Genomic DNA, 16,947 nt, shown 5'->3' on the forward strand with positions numbered 1-16,947 from the left:
TGCAACGTATTCAAATAAGCGGAACTGGATGCACAAAAATGCCCGGTAGCAAACACCACCGGGCAACTGAGTTACCCCAACGCTTTGGCAAGCAGGGTGATAGGATGTTCGCAACGCTTACTTGTCGACATCTCAATCTGCCATTTACACGTTTCGCAGTCGGTCACGACGATATCCGCGCCGCTTTCTTCAATCTGGCGGAATAGCGGTGCGCCAATTGACTGTGACGTCGGATAGTTTTCCTTTTTGAATCCGTAAGTTCCGGCGATCCCGCAGCACTGTGAATCCAGCACGGTTAGTTCAAGTCCCGGAATTTGTCGCAGCAGTTCCAGCGTATAGAGTGTCCAGCCCATTTTCTCCATATGACATGGTGTGTGATAGACCACTTTTAGCGGCAACGTTTTCAGCGGCAACGTTTTCCCTTCGTCCAGCTTGCGCCACAGCCAGCGTGTAGCCAGTTCAATATGTTCGCGTAGCCCTGAGTTGTCGACATCCAGCACTTCAGGGTATTCATCGCGTAGCGCAAAGGTACAGGTTGAAGAGGTGGCAATAACCGGGATGCCTTTTCCGTCAATCGCTTCTCGCAGTGAAGCCACATTACTTACCGCCTGCTTACGTGCTTTATCGGTGAAACCGTTGGCGATCAGTGGTACGCCACAGCATTTCTCTTTACTCAGCAGTTGTACGCCAGTACCCATCGCGTTCAGCACTTTTATCAGATCTTTACCGAGTTGCGGATGGTTGTAGTTCACAAAGCAACCGTGGAAAAATGCAACTTGATCCTGATACTGCGCCTGCTGTGCGGCGATGCTGCGATACCAGCGGCGGAAGGTACCGAAGGAGTACTTCGGCAGCGTACGGCGATGATCGATTTTTAGTGCATAATCAAGAAGCTGGCGCACCGGTTTCAGTGAAGTCGCGGTGTTCACGATGGGTGCGAACGGCGTAGAAACACTGCCCATCAAATCGGTATGGCTTAAGACAAAGTTACGTATCGACGGACGTGTCGTGTCGTATTTGGCACGCGCGCGCTGGATGATATCGCCAATTTTGACATCCGAAGGGCAGGCCACTTCACAGCGTTTGCAGTTGATGCAATATTTCAGCGCATCGTCATATAACGCACCATCTTTCAAACGCAGACGTTCACCGTCAGGGCCGGCTTGTTTAGGGCCAGGGTAACCTGGGTTGACACGGCTTACCGGGCAGGCAGTGGTGCACACTGTGCATTTGATACAACTTTCAAAACGTGTGTCGCTCATTGCTGGCCTCCTGCACGTTTCGCAATATGATGTGCGGCGTGTAAAGCGCTCACTGCGCACACTCCGCCTCCGCAACCCTGGGCGATAGGGTCAAAACCGCCAAGTACCGATCCGATGGCAAATATATTCTCTACTGTTTTTCCTGCAAGCGATGGACGCAGTTCAGCATCGGTGGTTACGCCAAACTGTTGCCACGGTTGCGGATCAAAGACGTCACGCTGATACCACTGCGCACGTGTGGCGGTTTGGTGCACATCCAGACCGAGAATCGGCTCATGAACGGCTTCGCGCGTGGCGACCAGTCCGCTGCTAAAGAAACTACCGCTGGCGAGTACGGCGAAGCGTGGGCGCAATGGAATATCGGCATGGTTGCGGGTCCAGATTTCGCTGACAACGCCATCCTGACAGGTGATTTTTTTCACTTCATCACCGGGCATCCACACTCCACCCTGGCGTACAAACTGGCGCTGCAATTTGTTATGCAGGCGCATGCCCAGCACTGACGGCGGTAAAGTTGGTAATAACATCAGTGAGCAGGGCAGGCGGTCATTGAGCCACTTCCATAGCCGATCGTCAGCCAGGCCGAAACAGGCTGGCATAATTATCATGTCGCAGGTTTTCGCGATTGGTAACAGGGCGTCATAGAGCAGCGACCATTTATCTTCGTTATCTAACAGACGTGCAATGTTGACGGCGCGAAATTCGGTTGGGTTATCACGCAGGACATCCAGTTCTGGCAAATCGATTTCAGCCGTTTCGACGCTGAGGTTACGCTGGCGCAGTGAGGCCGCGGCAAGGTGCGCCTGGAAATCCAGTAAGCCGCTAATTCCCACCACACAGACACGTTGTGCTGATAACGGCCAGACCGGCACTTCCGCTGAACTAAGCCAGGTTGAACGCAGGGTTCCCAACGGTGTTACACGTTGATGAGCCTGATGAACCTTACCGTGCAAATGCGTTCCGCACTCTTCCAGCAGATTCTGCGCCTGCTGCGCCAGCGCCAGTACGGTCTGTGTGCCGATGGTGCTATACGGATGACCAGGTGCCTGAGTGCGCAGCGCATTCAGCCCCGCTTCAATGTCGGTTACCGGTTGACCATCGGGCAGGTTGCTGAGCAAATCCAGTGAGCCGGAGGAAAAGTGCAGCGCGCTTTGGCCGCGGGTAACAATCGTACAGCGCAACCCGCTTTTTTGCAGTTGTAGGCCACACATCAGCCCGGCGAGACCGCCGCCGATAATGACGGTATCAAATTTCATCCTGGTGCTCCTTTTCCAGACCGCACAATCCCTGATAGACCCAACGCGTGAATTCGCTTTCGCGCAGCGCATCTCCCCACGCGATAGGCTGCACGCCTTTCCAGCGTTCGTTGAGGAATTCAGAAAGCTGGGTGATAGATTGTGCGGCGGTGGTGACATTAAAACGTTGTAGCAAACCTGCAGCGCGGCAGGCACACAATTCGCCCTGACAGGTCCCCATCCCGACGCGGGTGCGACGACGTAAATCGAGCAAACTGTTGACGGTTAAATTTTCAACGGCATATTGCACTTCGCCTGCGGTGACGGCTTCACATTCACAGACCAGGCTGCGGTGCTGACGGCCTTCGCTAAGCCACGCCGGGGTGCGGTCGCCATGGCGGTAGACCGCCGAGCCGCGCAGTGGCGCTGGCAAAGAGATAACGCGTTTAAGCGTGTGTTCGGTCGACTCCTGTGAGCCTGGCAGAGCTGTCTCTGCGGTTGTACAAGGGCGAGAATTGCCCAGTTTGCGGCATACTGCGTCGGTGGCCCATTCCGCCATCAGGCGGTAGGTCATCAGTTTGCCACCGGTAATGGTGATAAATCCGTCCAGTCCGTCGCGCGTTGCGTGATCGAATAACACAATACCGCGGCTGACGTTACGACCGGTCGGATCGTCGTCGCTGGCCACCAGCGGACGCACACCGGAGTAAGCACGCAGGATGCGAGTTTTCGCCATAATTGGCGCCAGCTTCTCACCTTCACGCAGCAGAATATCCACCTCTTCTGCGGTGACGCGGTTGCTGTCGATATCGTCGTAATCAATGTGTTGTGAGGTTGTACCGATCAGCGAAATGGTATCGCCAGGCACCAGAATATCGGCATCAGATGGCTTACGGCAGCGGTTGATAACATGCTGATTTATGCGATGGTCCATGATCAACAGAGAACCTTTCGCCGGGAACATACGGATGCTCAGATCGGCATATTCCGCAATGCGCTGACCCCAGATCCCGGCGGCATTCACGACCACCGGCGCATGCAGAGATTGCATCTCGCCCGTCAGATGGTTGCGTACGTTCACCCCGCACACCGTCGCACCTTCACGAATCAGCCCCGTCACTTCATGGGCCGTTAAGATAATCGCACCGTGCTCTCGTGCATCCAGCATGTTGGCGGCGGTTAAGCGGAAAGGATCAACGGTACCGTCTGGTACTTTCACTGCGCCAATCAGTTGTGGGTTTACCGAAGGTTCGATAATACGCGCCTGTTGTGGATCAATCGCTTCTGCGCGGATGCCCGCGTCTTCACAGGCACGAATAAAGGTTGCCTGGAAAGAGAGTTCATCTTCCGGTAGCGTAATAAACAGACCGTCCGTCGGCTCAACACAATGGCGGGCGATACGTTTCAGAATTTGGTTTTCGCTAATGCATTCGCGGGCAGATTCAGCGTCAGTAACGGCGTAACGTGCTCCGCTGTGCAGCAGACCGTGGTTACGGCCCGTCGCGCCTGTCGCGATATCGTGGCGTTCTACTAAGATGACGCGCAATCCGCGCAGGGCACAGTCGCGTGCGATCCCTGCACCTGTTGCTCCTCCACCAATGATAATCACGTCACTTGTTTGCGAGTCGCGAGTTTTCATTGTTTTTCCTCACAGTTCGTTTTTTATCATTTAGCCACATAAAAAACATGGATTGTTTGATTTCGCGCATAATCGCTCATAATTCGAAAATGAAACGTGATTCCGTACGCTTTTATGAACATTTGTCATAAATGTGTAACAATTTGTGCTGTAATTCACATTATTGCCCGGAATGTTTCCTTAACATCGCGGCCACACTGGGAGCGGTAGGGTTGTTACGGCAATCTGCAGTGTTTCCTTCGAATGAAAGACGGCCACGGAGGCTACTATATATGTTGAGCATTTTTAAACCTGCGCCACACAAAGCGCGTTTAGCTGCAGCGGAGATCGATCCGACTTATCGTCGATTGCGCTGGCAGATTTTCCTGGGAATATTTTTCGGTTATGCCGCGTACTATCTGGTACGTAAGAACTTTGCTCTGGCCATGCCGTATCTGGTTGAACAGGGTTTCTCGCGTGGCGATCTGGGTTTTGCGTTGTCCGGTATCTCCATTGCATACGGATTTTCGAAATTCATCATGGGGTCCGTCTCAGATCGCTCGAATCCGCGCGTTTTCCTGCCCGCGGGTCTGATTCTGGCTGCTGCGGTGATGCTGTTCATGGGCTTCGTGCCGTGGGCGACATCCAGCATTGCAGTCATGTTTGTGCTGCTGTTCCTCTGCGGTTGGTTCCAGGGGATGGGGTGGCCGCCGTGTGGTCGTACTATGGTGCACTGGTGGTCGCAGAAAGAGCGTGGCGGTATCGTTTCTGTCTGGAACTGTGCGCATAACGTAGGTGGCGGTCTGCCTCCGCTGCTGTTCCTGCTGGGTATGGCTTGGTTTAACGACTGGAAAGCGGCGCTGTACATGCCTGCCTTTGGTGCGATAGTCGTTGCGCTGTTTGCTTTTGCGATGATGCGTGATACGCCGCAGTCCTGTGGCCTGCCGCCTATCGAAGAGTACAAGAACGACTATCCGGATGATTACAACGAAAAAGCGGAAGAAGAGCTGACTGCCAAGCAGATCTTCATGCAATACGTACTACCGAATAAACTGTTGTGGTACATCGCTATCGCCAACGTGTTTGTTTATCTGCTGCGCTACGGCATCCTCGACTGGTCGCCGACTTACCTGAAAGAAGTGAAGCATTTTGCACTGGATAAATCATCCTGGGCCTACTTCCTGTATGAATATGCGGGGATTCCTGGCACGCTGCTGTGTGGCTGGATGTCGGATAAAGTCTTCCGTGGTAACCGTGGTGCCACCGGCGTGTTCTTTATGACGCTGGTGACGATTGCGACCATCGTTTACTGGATGAACCCGGCAGGCAACCCGAACGTAGATATGGCTTGTATGATTATCATCGGCTTCCTGATCTACGGCCCGGTCATGTTGATTGGTCTGCATGCGCTGGAACTGGCACCGAAAAAAGCGGCGGGGACGGCGGCAGGCTTCACTGGTCTGTTCGGTTATCTTGGCGGTTCTGTGGCGGCGAGCGCCATTGTCGGCTACACCGTTGACTTCTTCGGTTGGGACGGCGGCTTTATGGTGATGATTGGCGGTAGCGTGCTGGCGGTGATTCTGCTGGTAGTCGTCATGATTGGTGAAAAACGCCATCATGAAGAGATGCTGCTCAAGCGTAACGGGGGCTAATAGATGAAAACCACATTGAAAAGTCTTAGCGTGGCGCTGATGCTGGCAGGTATGGTTGTGAGCAGTGCGGCGGTTGCCGCAGATAAAATTGTCATTGCGCACCGTGGCGCCAGCGGATATTTACCGGAGCATACGTTACCTGCGAAAGCGATGGCTTATGCTCAGGGCGCGGATTTTCTGGAGCAGGATTTGGTGATGACTAAAGACGACCATCTGGTCGTCCTGCATGACCACTATCTTGACCGCGTCACCGATGTTGCTGATCGCTTCCCGGATCGTGCGCGTAAAGATGGGCGTTACTATGCCATCGACTTTACGCTGGATGAGATCAAATCGCTGAAATTTACCGAAGGTTTCGATATCGAAAATGGCAAAAAGGTACAGACATATCCAGGGCGTTTCCCGATGGGTAAATCTGATTTCCGTGTGCACACTTTCGAAGAAGAAATTGAATTTGTTCAGGGATTAAATCATTCAACCGGCAAAAATATCGGTATTTACCCGGAAATGAAAGCGCCGTGGTTCCATCACCAGGAAGGGAAGGACATTGCGGCTAAAACGCTGGAAGTGCTGAAAAAGTACGGGTACACCGACAAGAACGACAAGGTCTATCTGCAGTGTTTTGATGTCGCAGAGTTAAAGCGCATTAAGAATGAACTGGAACCGAAGATGGGGATGGATCTCAATCTGGTACAGTTGATTGCGTACACTGACTGGAATGAAACTCAGGAGAAAAAGCCAGACGGCAGTTGGGTGAATTACAACTACGACTGGATGTTTAAACCGGGTGCCATGAAGCAGGTTGCGCAGTATGCGGACGGCATTGGGCCGGACTACCATATGCTGGTTGATGAGAAGTCCAGTAAGGGCAACATCTCATTGACGGGTATGGTACAGGACGCGCACCAGAACAAGATGGTGGTGCATCCTTATACTGTTCGTGCCGATCAGTTGCCGGATTATGCAACGGATGTAAACCAGCTGTATGACGTGTTGTACAACAAGGCGGGCGTTGACGGGCTGTTCACCGACTTTCCCGACAAAGCGGTGAAATTCCTGCATAAAGAGTAAGGGCAGAAGGCCTGCGATGAACGTATTCCCGCAGGCCTTATTTGTGAAGCGTGAGCAGATTGCTAGATGAGGCCGTCAGCAGTCAACGATTCCATATATGCCTGCAGTAGAAATAAAGGGCTGCCGTCTACCGGCGGCTCTTTTGCCAATAACGATATTTGTCGATAAAACGTTGGCTCCAGCGCCACTGAGCGAATTTCCCCGCCAACCGCCTTCAGCGTGAGTTCCGGTAATAATGCAATCCCCAGCCCCTGGCGAATAAAGCTCATTGCGGTATCCGGGTGGTTAAATTCGTATTTAATAATTGGCTCAATCCCTTTTTCTTTAAACAACGTCATGATGCTTAATTCATAGCGGCCTTTACTGATAATCAGCGGTTCTCCCATCAGTTCTTCCAGCGAAATAGTGGTGTTGGCTGCCAGTGGGTGGCTTTCGGGGACCACTACGGTAAATTTATCGCGGTAAACCGGTACGCAGTACATGCCATTGACCGGGAAATGCACAAATCCCGCATCGATATCCCCGCTGCGCAGGGAATCAACGATCGCCGGGCTGTTCTCTTCGAAGGGGATAATTTTGATGTGCGGATGCTGCTGTTCAAAGTGGCGGATAATGCCAGGTAAAATGCAGGCGCAGGCGCTGGGAAAACAGCCGATACGCAGGGTTCGGGCTGGATTTTGTCGTTCCTGCTCGGCAATTTCTTTCACCGCGTTGGTTTCTGACACGATGGCTCGCAGGCGTGGCACGATCCGGTGTCCCGCCGGGGTGAGCCTGATGTCTTTGCGGCGTTCGCGGATTAAAATATCAACGCCCAGCTCTTCCTCTAGTGCTGAAATTGCCTGACTCACGGCGGACTGGGTCATGTACAGCCGCTTGCTGGCTTCGGTAAAACCGCCGTACTCGAGCACGGCAAGCAAAGCGTGGATCTGTGTTAGTGTCATTAGTTCCTTCTAATTAATAATATTAAAACGATTAATTTCTCTAATATCATGAGCCTATTTATACTGGCGTTCTGGTGTTTAACTCACATTTTGACGCACTTGTCCGTCGTTCAGTTGTGCTGAGCGTTGCCTGCGTGCGCCGTCTGGACAAGGTTGTCGAATATGAAAGAAAAACTGTGGACGAAGGATTTCTGGGCAATAACGATTATCAGCTTTATTATCTTTTTTGTTTTTTATGTCCTGCTGACCCTGCTTCCGATCTATATTTCGGATCGCCTGCATGCTACTCCTGATAAGGCCGGTTTATTAGTCACGTTCTTTTTGGGCTCTGCCATTCTTGTTCGTCCTTTTGCCGGGCAGTGGGTGGGGAAATATTCGAATAAAACGATTCTGGTGCTCTCTTCTCTGGCCTTTTTGGTGGTCACTGCGCTGTATCCGGTTTGCCATTCAATTGAATCACTCCTGCTGATTCGGGTGCTTCATGGTGTAACGTTTGGCGTTATAACCACGGTAAAAGGAACGATTTCCGCGCGGTTGATACCGGCCTCCCGACGTGGGGAGGGCATCAGTTTTTTCTCTTTAGCCATGGGACTGGCAATGGTTGTGGGGCCATGGGTAGGGCTGAACATGGCGCGCTGGGAAGCTTTTACCCAGGCATTCTGGCTGTGTAGCGCGGTTGCCGCACTGGGTATCATTCTGTCTTTTATTGTCGCGGTGCCGCCGGTCATTCGCCATGCTGACGGCTCTAAACCGACGCTCGGGTTTGCGGCAATGTTTGATCGCGCCGCGCTGCCTTTCGCACTGGTGACGTTTTTCATGACCTTCTCTTACGCAGGCGTTTCCGCCTTCCTGGCACTGTATGCCCGGGAGTTAGATCTGATGGCAGCCGCCAGTAATTTCCTGCTGTGCTACGCTATTTGCCTGATGGTCTGCCGAACCTTTACCGGCAATATCTGTGATAGAAAAGGGCCGAAATACGTGGTTTATCCGTGCTTACTGGCCTTCACCGTTGGGCTGGTAGCGCTGGGCTATACCAACGGCAGCATCATGATGATTATTGCCGGAGGATTAATTGGTATTGGTTATGGCTCAGTGACGCCGGTATTTCAGACACAAATTATTAGTTCAGTGGAGCCGCACAAAATCGGTGTTGCCAATTCGCTGTTTTTCAATGCAATGGACGCGGGAATGGCGATTGGTGCGTTCATTATGGGGATGATGGTTGAAGGCGTGGGGTATCGGGCGATTTACCTGGTCGGGGCTTTGCTGGTGGTGCTGGCCGGGGCGTTGTATATCATGCAGATGAAAAAACGCCCAGACGTGGTATTGGTCTCCACGCATGAAGTCCACTAAGCACTACATTTCAATCTCAATATCCCCGTTTGCCCGGCAACAGCAGGGCAATATCTCACCCGGCTGAATAAAGGCCAGAGGTTCTGTAATCCAGTCAACCTGTCCCGCCACCAGGCGGGTACGGCAGGAACCGCAGTAACCTTCACGGCACTGATACTCGACTTCGACGTTGTGCGATTCGAGCGCGGCGAGCAGGGAAGGATGTTCATCCTGGCACAGCAGTTGTGTGCCAGAGATGCGCAGAGTAACGCGCCCCATCAGAGCTGGAAATTACTCAGGTCGTCGGTATCAACTTCGGCGTCGATTTGGCCGACCAGGTAAGAGCTGACTTCCACTTCCTGCGGTGCAACCTGGACGTTATCGGATACCAGCCAGGTATTGATCCACGGGATCGGGTTAGAGCGTGTCTGGAATGGCAAGTCAAGGCCAACAGCCTGCATACGGATATTGGTGATGTACTCAACGTACTGGCACAGGATATCTTTGTTCAGACCGATCATCGAACCGTCACGGAACAGATAATCCGCCCACTCTTTTTCCTGCAGCGCGGCCTGTACAAACAGGTCATAGCACTCTTGTTTACACTCTTCGGCGATTTCCGCCATTTCCGGATCGTCCACGCCGCTGCGCAACAGGTTCAGCATATGCTGGGTGCCGGTCAGATGCAGGGCTTCATCACGGGCAATCAGACGAATGATTTTTGCATTACCTTCCATCAGTTCGCGTTCTGCAAAAGCGAAAGAGCAGGCAAAGCTGACGTAGAAGCGAATCGCTTCCAGCGCGTTAACGCTCATCAGGCACAGATACAGTTTTTTCTTCAGTTCACGCAGGTTGACGACAACCGTTTTACCATTGACTGTATGGGTGCCTTCGCCCAGCAGATGCCAGTAGCTGGTCATCTCGATCAACTCATCGTAGTAGCTGGAAATGCCTTCCGCGCGTTTCTGGATCTGTTCGTTGGTGACGATATCGTCGAACACCACCGCAGGATCGTTCACGATGTTACGAATGATGTGGGTGTAGGAGCGGGAATGGATCGTTTCAGAAAACGCCCACGTTTCCACCCAGGTTTCCAGCTCAGGGATAGAAATCAGCGGCAGCAGCGCCACGTTCGGGCTACGTCCCTGAATAGAGTCCAGCAGCGTCTGATACTTCAGGTTGCTGATGAAGATATGTTTTTCATGTTCCGGCAGTGCCTGGAAGTCAATGCGGTCACGTGAAACGTCGACTTCTTCCGGACGCCAGAAGAAAGATAGCTGCTTTTCGATCAGTTTTTCGAAGATGTCATATTTTTGCTGATCGTAGCGGGCGACGTTCACCGGCTGGCCGAAAAACATCGGTTCCAGAAGCTGGTCATTTTTCGTCTGTGAAAAAGTGGTGTATGCCATTGATGTGAATCCTTTGTGGGATGAGCGCCGGAGGCGGTGCAAGCACCTTGTCCGGCCTACAAACCGTGCAATCGTGGCCGGGTAAGCGTAGCGCCACCCGGCATCATTCATCAGATCTTACATGCGCCGCTTTCGCAGCCATCATCCTGAATGGATGGCACCAGATCGTCCTGAGAATCTTCCGCACCGTCGCGGGTGTTCTGATAATACAGCGTTTTGACACCAAATTTGTAGGCGGTGAGCAGGTCTTTCAGTAACTGCTGCATCGGCACTTTTCCTGATGGGAAGCGTGACGGATCGTAGTTGGTGTTGGCAGAAATCGACTGATCGATAAATTTCTGCATGATCCCTACCAGTTGCAGATACCCGTCATTGTTCGGCATCTCCCACAGCAGTTCGTACGCGTCGTGCAGGTGTTCGTAGTCCGGCACAACCTGGCGCAGAATGCCATCTTTCGATGCTTTAATGCTCACGTAGCCGCGCGGCGGTTCAATGCCGTTAGTGGCGTTGGAGATCTGCGAAGAGGTCTCCGACGGCATCAGCGCGGACAGCGTGGAGTTACGCAGACCGTGGGTCTTAATGGACTCACGCAGTTGCTCCCAGTCCAGGTGCAACGGCTCGTTGGCAATGGCATCGAGGTCTTTCTTATAGGTATCGATCGGCAAAATACCCTGCGCATAGGTGGTTTCGTTGAACCATGGGCATGCGCCTTGCTCTTTTGCCAGTTCGTTAGAGGCTTTCAGCAGGTAATACTGAATGGCTTCAAAGGTTTTGTGGGTCAGGTTATTCGCGCTGCCGTCAGAATAACGCTTACCGTTTTTCGCCAGCCAGTAGGCGTAGTTGATTACGCCAATACCCAGCGTACGACGGCCCATGGCGCCACGTTTAGCGGCCGGAATTGGATAATCCTGGTAATCGAGCAGCGCATCGAGAGCACGCACAGCCAGTACGGCCAGCTCTTCCAGCTCGCTCAGATCTTTGATTGCCCCCAGGTTGAATGCGGACAACGTACACAGCGCGATTTCACCGTTCTCGTCGTTAACGTCGGTCAACGGTTTGGTCGGCAGGGCGATTTCCAGACACAGGTTGGACTGGCGTACCGGTGCGACAGCCGGATCAAACGGGCTGTGGGTGTTGCAGTGGTCAACGTTCTGAATGTAGATGCGACCAGTAGAAGCACGTTCCTGCATCATCAGCGAGAACAGCTCAACCGCTTTCACGCGCTGTTTGCGGATGCTGTCGTCGTTTTCATATTTTGTGTACAGGCGTTCAAACTCGTCCTGATCGGCGAAGAATGCGTCGTACAGACCCGGAACATCGGACGGGCTGAACAGGGTGATGTCACCGCCTTTCAGCAGGCGGGTATACATCAGCTTGTTGATTTGTACGCCGTAGTCCATGTGACGCACGCGGTTGCCTTCGACGCCGCGGTTGTTTTTCAGCACCAGCAGGCTTTCAACTTCCAGATGCCACATCGGGTAGAACAACGTGGCAGCACCGCCGCGAACGCCGCCCTGGGAGCAGGATTTCACCGCCGTCTGGAAGTGCTTGTAGAACGGAATACAGCCGGTGTGGAACGCTTCACCGCCGCGAATCGGGCTACCCAGCGCACGGATGCGACCCGCGTTGATACCAATGCCAGCACGCTGAGAAACGTATTTTACAATTGCGCTGGACGTGGCGTTAATCGAATCCAGGCTGTCGCCACACTCGATCAGTACACAGGAACTGAACTGACGGGTTGGGGTGCGCACGCCGGACATGATGGGGGTTGGCAGCGAAATTTTAAACGTAGAAACGGCGTCGTAGAAACGTTTAACGTATTCCAGACGGGTTTCACGCGGGTAGTTAGAAAACAGGCAGGCAGCGACCAGAATGTAGAGGAACTGTGCGCTTTCATAAATCTCACCGGTAACACGGTTTTGCACCAGATATTTGCCCTCTAACTGCTTCACTGCAGCATAAGAGAAGGTCATATCACGGTCGTGCACGATGAACGAGTCCATCTGCTTGAACTCTTCTTCCGTGTAGTCTTCCAGCAGATGATTGTCGTATTTGCCCATTTCAACCATTTTGACCACATGGTCGAACAGTTTTGGCGGCTCAAACTCGCCGTAGGCTTTTTTACGCAGGTGGAAAATTGCCAGACGGGCGGCCAGATACTGATAATCCGGCGCGTCGCGGGAGATCAGGTCTGCAGCTGCTTTGATGATTGTTTCATGGATATCGGAAGTCTTGATACCGTCATAAAACTGAATGTGGGAGCGCAACTCGACCTGTGAAATCGATACGTTATTCAGTCCTTCTGCCGCCCAATCCAGAACTCGATGGATTTTGTCGAGATTGATGCGCTCTGTACTACCATCACGCTTTGTCACCAGCAGACTCTGATTCATGTGGTTTTTACCTGTCCGTGAAAGAAAAAATATCCCCCATATTATCCACAGTGCCACGTTGTGACTAAGTCTGTGGATAAATACTATATGTAGGGGTTGTTTGATAAAATAGACGCTATATGGTGAGTATTCTAGTAGGGATTCTTTTCAGCACAAGAGTTGATTTTGAGGTTAAATTGAGGTTGCAAAAGGGTAAGAATCGCTAAGTGCGCGTCTTATAAGGCCTGGCGGGGATGTCAATAATTGAGAAAAAAAATAGAAAATTTGATCGAGTGCTGATTTCTTCATCTAAGGCAAAGAAAGTTCTTATGATCTGGCACAAAAATTGCCCTGAGACGCCTACTCAGGATCAGTAGGCGATGCCTAATCACGTAGGCCTGATAAGCGAAGCGCCATCAGGCGTTAAAGCCCGGAGTCGTGCCGGATGGCGGCGCTGGCGCGCTTTATCCGGCCTACAATCCAGCGTCATCAGGCCATGAGTGCCGGTTTATTCGCTTTTGGCGGTGGTATGCACCATATAGTTCACATCCACGCCGGGGCCCAATTTAAAGGTGTTGGTAATGGGGTTGTAGTGCAGGCCGGTCATATGACGCTCTTTCAGTACGGTCTGGTCAACCCACTCTAACAGTTCAGCGGGCTTAATAAATTTTTTCACATCGTGCGTACCTTTAGGCACCATGCGCAGAATATATTCCGCGCCGACCACCGCCATCAGCCAGGATTTGCCGTTGCGGTTAAGCGTGGAGAAAAACACTTCGCCGCCCGGTTTAACCAGTCTGGCACAGGCCCTGACAACCGACTGCGGGTCTGGTACGTGTTCCAGCATTTCCATACAGGTGACGACGTCATACTGGTGCGCATATTTCTCGGCGTGTTCTTCGACTGTCTCCTGTACATACTCAACATGAATGCCACTTTCCAGCGCATGCAGTTTTGCCACCTGTAAGGGTTCAAACCCCATATCCAGGCCGGTGACTGTTGCGCCTTCACGCGCCATGCTTTCTGCCAGAATCCCGCCGCCGCAGCCGACGTCGAGTACCTTTTTACCAAACAGACCACCTGACCGTTCGGCGATATAGCCCAGACGCAGCGGATTTATGCGGTGCAGAGGCTTAAATTCACCCTCAAGATCCCACCAGCGCGACGCGACTGCTTCAAATTTGGCAATTTCTTCATGGTCAACGTTGTGAGTTACCGGGGGTTTTTCGGCATTCATTGGGGCTTCTACTCCTAAATTTGCGATGCAAACGAGTATATCAGCCTGACGGGATGAATAAAGCCTCTGTCTGGGGGAATCCATTTACCTGAATCTTCACGTATGTGTTATAATTTGCGACCTTTGAATCCGGGATACAGTAGAGGGATAGCGGTTAGATGAGCGACCTTGCGAGAGAAATTACACCGGTCAACATTGAGGAAGAGCTGAAGAGCTCCTATCTGGATTATGCGATGTCGGTCATTGTTGGCCGTGCGCTGCCGGACGTCCGAGATGGCCTGAAGCCGGTACACCGTCGCGTACTTTACGCCATGAACGTATTGGGCAACGACTGGAATAAAGCCTATAAAAAATCTGCCCGTGTCGTTGGTGACGTAATCGGTAAATACCACCCTCATGGTGATACCGCCGTTTACGACACCATTGTTCGTATGGCGCAGCCATTCTCCTTGCGTTACATGCTGGTGGATGGTCAGGGTAACTTTGGTTCTGTCGATGGCGACTCCGCAGCTGCGATGCGTTATACGGAAATCCGTATGTCGAAAATCGCCCACGAGCTGATGGCTGACCTGGAAAAAGAAACGGTTGATTTCGTCGATAACTACGACGGCACCGAACGCATTCCAGACGTTATGCCAACCAAAATTCCTAACCTGCTGGTGAACGGTTCGTCCGGTATCGCGGTAGGTATGGCAACCAATATTCCGCCGCACAACCTGACGGAAGTGGTCAACGGCTGTCTGGCATATATTGACGATGAAGACATCAGCATTGAAGGGCTGATGGAACATATTCCGGGTCCGGACTTCCCGACCGCAGCGATCATCAATGGTCGTCGTGGTATCGAAGAAGCTTACCGTACCGGTCGCGGCAAGGTATACATTCGCGCACGTGCAGAAGTCGAAGCTGACGCGAAAACTGGCCGCGAAACCATCATCGTGCATGAAATTCCGTATCAGGTGAACAAAGCACGCCTGATCGAGAAAATCGCCGAGCTGGTAAAAGATAAACGCGTTGAAGGCATCAGCGCGCTGCGTGACGAGTCTGACAAAGACGGTATGCGCATCGTGATTGAAGTGAAACGCGATGCGGTCGGGGAAGTGGTGCTGAACAACCTCTACTCCCAGACCCAACTGCAGGTTTCTTTCGGTATCAACATGGTTGCGCTGCACCATGGTCAGCCGAAGATCATGAACCTGAAAGAGATTATCGCTGCATTTGTTCGTCACCGTCGTGAAGTGGTTACCCGCCGTACTATTTTTGAACTGCGTAAAGCCCGCGACCGTGCGCACATCCTCGAAGCGCTGGCGATTGCTCTTGCCAACATCGATCCGATCATCGAACTGATCCGTCGTGCGCCGACCCCGGCAGAAGCGAAAGCGGCGCTGGTTGCGCGCTCCTGGGAACTGGGGAACGTCTCTGCCATGCTGGAACGTGCGGGTGATGACGCTGCGCGTCCTGAGTGGCTGGAACCTGAGTTTGGCGTGCGTGATGGTCAGTACTACCTGACTGAACAGCAGGCCCAGGCGATTCTGGATCTGCGTCTGCAGAAACTGACCGGCCTTGAGCATGAAAAACTGCTCGACGAATACAAAGAGCTGCTGGAGCAGATCGCCGAACTGTTGCACATTCTGGGCAGTGCCGATCGTCTGATGGAAGTTATCCGTGAAGAGATGGAGCTGGTTCGTGAGCAGTTCGGCGACGCGCGTCGTACTGAAATCACCGCGAACAGCGCTGACATCAACATCGAAGATCTGATTAGCCAGGAAGATGTTGTCGTGACCTTGTCTCATCAGGGCTACGTGAAATATCAGCCGTTAACCGACTACGAAGCACAGCGTCGTGGCGGTAAAGGCAAATCAGCAGCACGCATTAAAGAAGAAGACTTTATCGACCGCCTGCTGGTGGCCAACACCCATGACACGATCCTCTGCTTCTCCAGCCGCGGTCGTTTGTACTGGATGAAGGTTTATCAGTTGCCAGAAGCCAGCCGTGGCGCGCGTGGACGTCCAATCGTCAACCTGCTGCCGCTGGAAGCTAACGAGCGTATCACCGCGATTCTGCCAGTACGCGAGTACGAAGAGGGCGTTAACGTCTTCATGGCGACCGCCAGCGGTACCGTGAAGAAAACGGCGCTGACCGAGTTCAGCCGTCCGCGTTCAGCCGGTATCATTGCGGTTAATCTGAACGAAGGCGACGAACTGATTGGCGTTGACCTGACGTCCGGTTCCGATGAAGTCATGCTGTTCTCTGCTGCCGGTAAAGTGGTGCGCTTCAAAGAAGACGCCGTTCGTGCGATGGGGCGTACCGCGACCGGTGTACGTGGTATCAAGCTGGCCGGGGAAGATAAAGTTGTTTCTCTGATTGTTCCGCGCGGTGAAGGTGCCATCCTGACCGTGACGCAGAACGGCTACGGTAAGCGTACCGCAGCGGAAGAGTATCCGACGAAGTCTCGTGCGACGCAGGGCGTTATCTCCATCAAAGTCACCGAACGCAACGGCTCTGTTGTTGGCGCGGTACAGGTTGAAGATACTGACCAGATCATGATGATCACCGATGCCGGTACGCTGGTGCGTACACGCGTGTCGGAAATCAGCGTGGTAGGGCGTAACACCCAGGGCGTGATCCTCATCCGTACTGCGGAAGATGAAAACGTTGTGGGCCTGCAACGTGTTGCTGAACCGGTTGATGATGAAGAGCTCGACTCCATCGACGGCAGCGCTGCGGAAGGGGACGAGGATATCGCTCCTGAAGCTGAAAGCGACGATGATGCGGCAGACGACGCAGAAGAGTAATTAAGTTGTGATGAGAAGGG

General features: G+C 52.7%; 12 protein-coding genes. 4 read left to right on the forward strand and 8 right to left on the reverse strand.

Annotated elements, in window-relative coordinates:
- Positions 1 to 71: 71 nt before the first annotated feature.
- From glpC to glpA, 3 genes are read right to left on the reverse strand one after another with little or no spacing between them, the layout of a single operon-like run.
- Entirely contained in the window at positions 72 to 1,262 is a 1,191-nt protein-coding gene (gene glpC / locus SK32_RS01615; protein ID WP_048211095.1) for an anaerobic glycerol-3-phosphate dehydrogenase subunit GlpC, read from the reverse strand.
- Positions 1,259 to 2,518, reverse strand: a complete 1,260-nt coding sequence (gene glpB, locus SK32_RS01620) for a glycerol-3-phosphate dehydrogenase subunit GlpB (protein WP_048211096.1) — start codon at positions 2,516 to 2,518, stop codon at positions 1,259 to 1,261. Before glpB ends, glpC begins: the two co-directional genes overlap by 4 nt.
- Positions 2,508 to 4,136, reverse strand: a complete 1,629-nt coding sequence (gene glpA / locus SK32_RS01625) for an anaerobic glycerol-3-phosphate dehydrogenase subunit A (protein ID WP_048211097.1) — start codon at positions 4,134 to 4,136, stop codon at positions 2,508 to 2,510. Before glpA ends, glpB begins: the two co-directional genes overlap by 11 nt.
- A 272-nt stretch (positions 4,137 to 4,408) precedes the next feature.
- On the opposite strand from glpA, the gene glpT reads away from it, so the two are divergent.
- Both glpT and glpQ read left to right on the forward strand, forming a co-directional pair.
- Entirely contained in the window at positions 4,409 to 5,767 is a 1,359-nt protein-coding gene (gene glpT / locus SK32_RS01630) for a glycerol-3-phosphate transporter (protein ID WP_048211098.1), read from the forward strand.
- A 3-nt stretch (positions 5,768 to 5,770) separates the two neighbouring features.
- A complete protein-coding gene (gene glpQ / locus SK32_RS01635; protein ID WP_048211099.1) occupies positions 5,771 to 6,838 on the forward strand; it encodes a glycerophosphodiester phosphodiesterase in 1,068 nt (355 codons plus the stop codon).
- 62 nt (positions 6,839 to 6,900) lie between these two features.
- Here glpQ and SK32_RS01640 read toward each other — a convergent pair whose 3' ends face one another.
- Entirely contained in the window at positions 6,901 to 7,779 is an 879-nt protein-coding gene (locus SK32_RS01640; RefSeq protein WP_048211100.1) for a LysR family transcriptional regulator, read from the reverse strand.
- 162 nt (positions 7,780 to 7,941) lie between these two features.
- Between SK32_RS01640 and SK32_RS01645 the strand changes: the two genes are divergently transcribed.
- Entirely contained in the window at positions 7,942 to 9,132 is a 1,191-nt protein-coding gene (locus tag SK32_RS01645) for an MFS transporter (protein WP_048211101.1), read from the forward strand.
- 3 nt (positions 9,133 to 9,135) lie between these two features.
- Here SK32_RS01645 and yfaE read toward each other — a convergent pair whose 3' ends face one another.
- The 4 genes from yfaE to ubiG all read right to left on the reverse strand — a co-directional run bounded on the left by yfaE (position 9,136) and on the right by ubiG (position 14,132).
- Complete coding sequence (gene yfaE / locus SK32_RS01650) at positions 9,136 to 9,390, reverse strand: ferredoxin-like diferric-tyrosyl radical cofactor maintenance protein YfaE (protein ID WP_048211102.1); 255 nt, start codon at positions 9,388 to 9,390, stop codon at positions 9,136 to 9,138.
- Positions 9,390 to 10,520: a class Ia ribonucleoside-diphosphate reductase subunit beta gene (nrdB, locus tag SK32_RS01655; RefSeq protein WP_003834668.1), complete on the reverse strand. Its 1,131-nt coding sequence runs from the start codon at positions 10,518 to 10,520 to the stop codon at positions 9,390 to 9,392. Before nrdB ends, yfaE begins: the two co-directional genes overlap by 1 nt.
- Before the next feature lie 110 nt (positions 10,521 to 10,630).
- A complete protein-coding gene (gene nrdA, locus SK32_RS01660) occupies positions 10,631 to 12,916 on the reverse strand; it encodes a class 1a ribonucleoside-diphosphate reductase subunit alpha (protein ID WP_048211103.1) in 2,286 nt (761 codons plus the stop codon).
- A gap of 487 nt (positions 12,917 to 13,403) precedes the next feature.
- Positions 13,404 to 14,132, reverse strand: a complete 729-nt coding sequence (gene ubiG, locus SK32_RS01665; RefSeq protein WP_048211104.1) for a bifunctional 2-polyprenyl-6-hydroxyphenol methylase/3-demethylubiquinol 3-O-methyltransferase UbiG — start codon at positions 14,130 to 14,132, stop codon at positions 13,404 to 13,406.
- 158 nt (positions 14,133 to 14,290) lie between these two features.
- On the opposite strand from ubiG, the gene gyrA reads away from it, so the two are divergent.
- Positions 14,291 to 16,927 (forward strand): DNA topoisomerase (ATP-hydrolyzing) subunit A, encoded by a 2,637-nt coding sequence (gyrA, locus tag SK32_RS01670; protein WP_048211105.1) that lies wholly within the window; start codon positions 14,291 to 14,293, stop codon positions 16,925 to 16,927.
- The last annotated feature ends 20 nt before the right edge of the window (positions 16,928 to 16,947 follow it).

It is taken from the genome of Citrobacter sp. MGH100 (assembly GCF_001034465.1).
Lineage (GTDB): Bacteria > Pseudomonadota > Gammaproteobacteria > Enterobacterales > Enterobacteriaceae > Citrobacter > Citrobacter youngae.

Bases quoted from the DNA above. Each gene is read 5' to 3' on its own strand.
- glpA (WP_048211097.1), bottom strand. From the start codon at position 4,136: ATGAAAACTCGCGACTCGCAAACAAGTGACGTGATTATCATTGGTGGA.
- nrdB (WP_003834668.1), bottom strand. From the start codon at position 10,520: ATGGCATACACCACTTTTTCACAGACGAAAAATGACCAGCTTCTGGAA.
- yfaE (WP_048211102.1), bottom strand. From the start codon at position 9,390: ATGGGGCGCGTTACTCTGCGCATCTCTGGCACACAACTGCTGTGCCAG.
- nrdA (WP_048211103.1), bottom strand. From the start codon at position 12,916: ATGAATCAGAGTCTGCTGGTGACAAAGCGTGATGGTAGTACAGAGCGC.
- ubiG (WP_048211104.1), bottom strand. From the start codon at position 14,132: ATGAATGCCGAAAAACCCCCGGTAACTCACAACGTTGACCATGAAGAA.
- glpB (WP_048211096.1), bottom strand. From the start codon at position 2,518: ATGAAATTTGATACCGTCATTATCGGCGGCGGTCTCGCCGGGCTGATG.
- SK32_RS01640 (WP_048211100.1), bottom strand. From the start codon at position 7,779: ATGACACTAACACAGATCCACGCTTTGCTTGCCGTGCTCGAGTACGGC.
- gyrA (WP_048211105.1), top strand. From the start codon at position 14,291: ATGAGCGACCTTGCGAGAGAAATTACACCGGTCAACATTGAGGAAGAG.
- SK32_RS01645 (WP_048211101.1), top strand. From the start codon at position 7,942: ATGAAAGAAAAACTGTGGACGAAGGATTTCTGGGCAATAACGATTATC.
- glpQ (WP_048211099.1), top strand. From the start codon at position 5,771: ATGAAAACCACATTGAAAAGTCTTAGCGTGGCGCTGATGCTGGCAGGT.
- glpT (WP_048211098.1), top strand. From the start codon at position 4,409: ATGTTGAGCATTTTTAAACCTGCGCCACACAAAGCGCGTTTAGCTGCA.
- glpC (WP_048211095.1), bottom strand. From the start codon at position 1,262: ATGAGCGACACACGTTTTGAAAGTTGTATCAAATGCACAGTGTGCACC.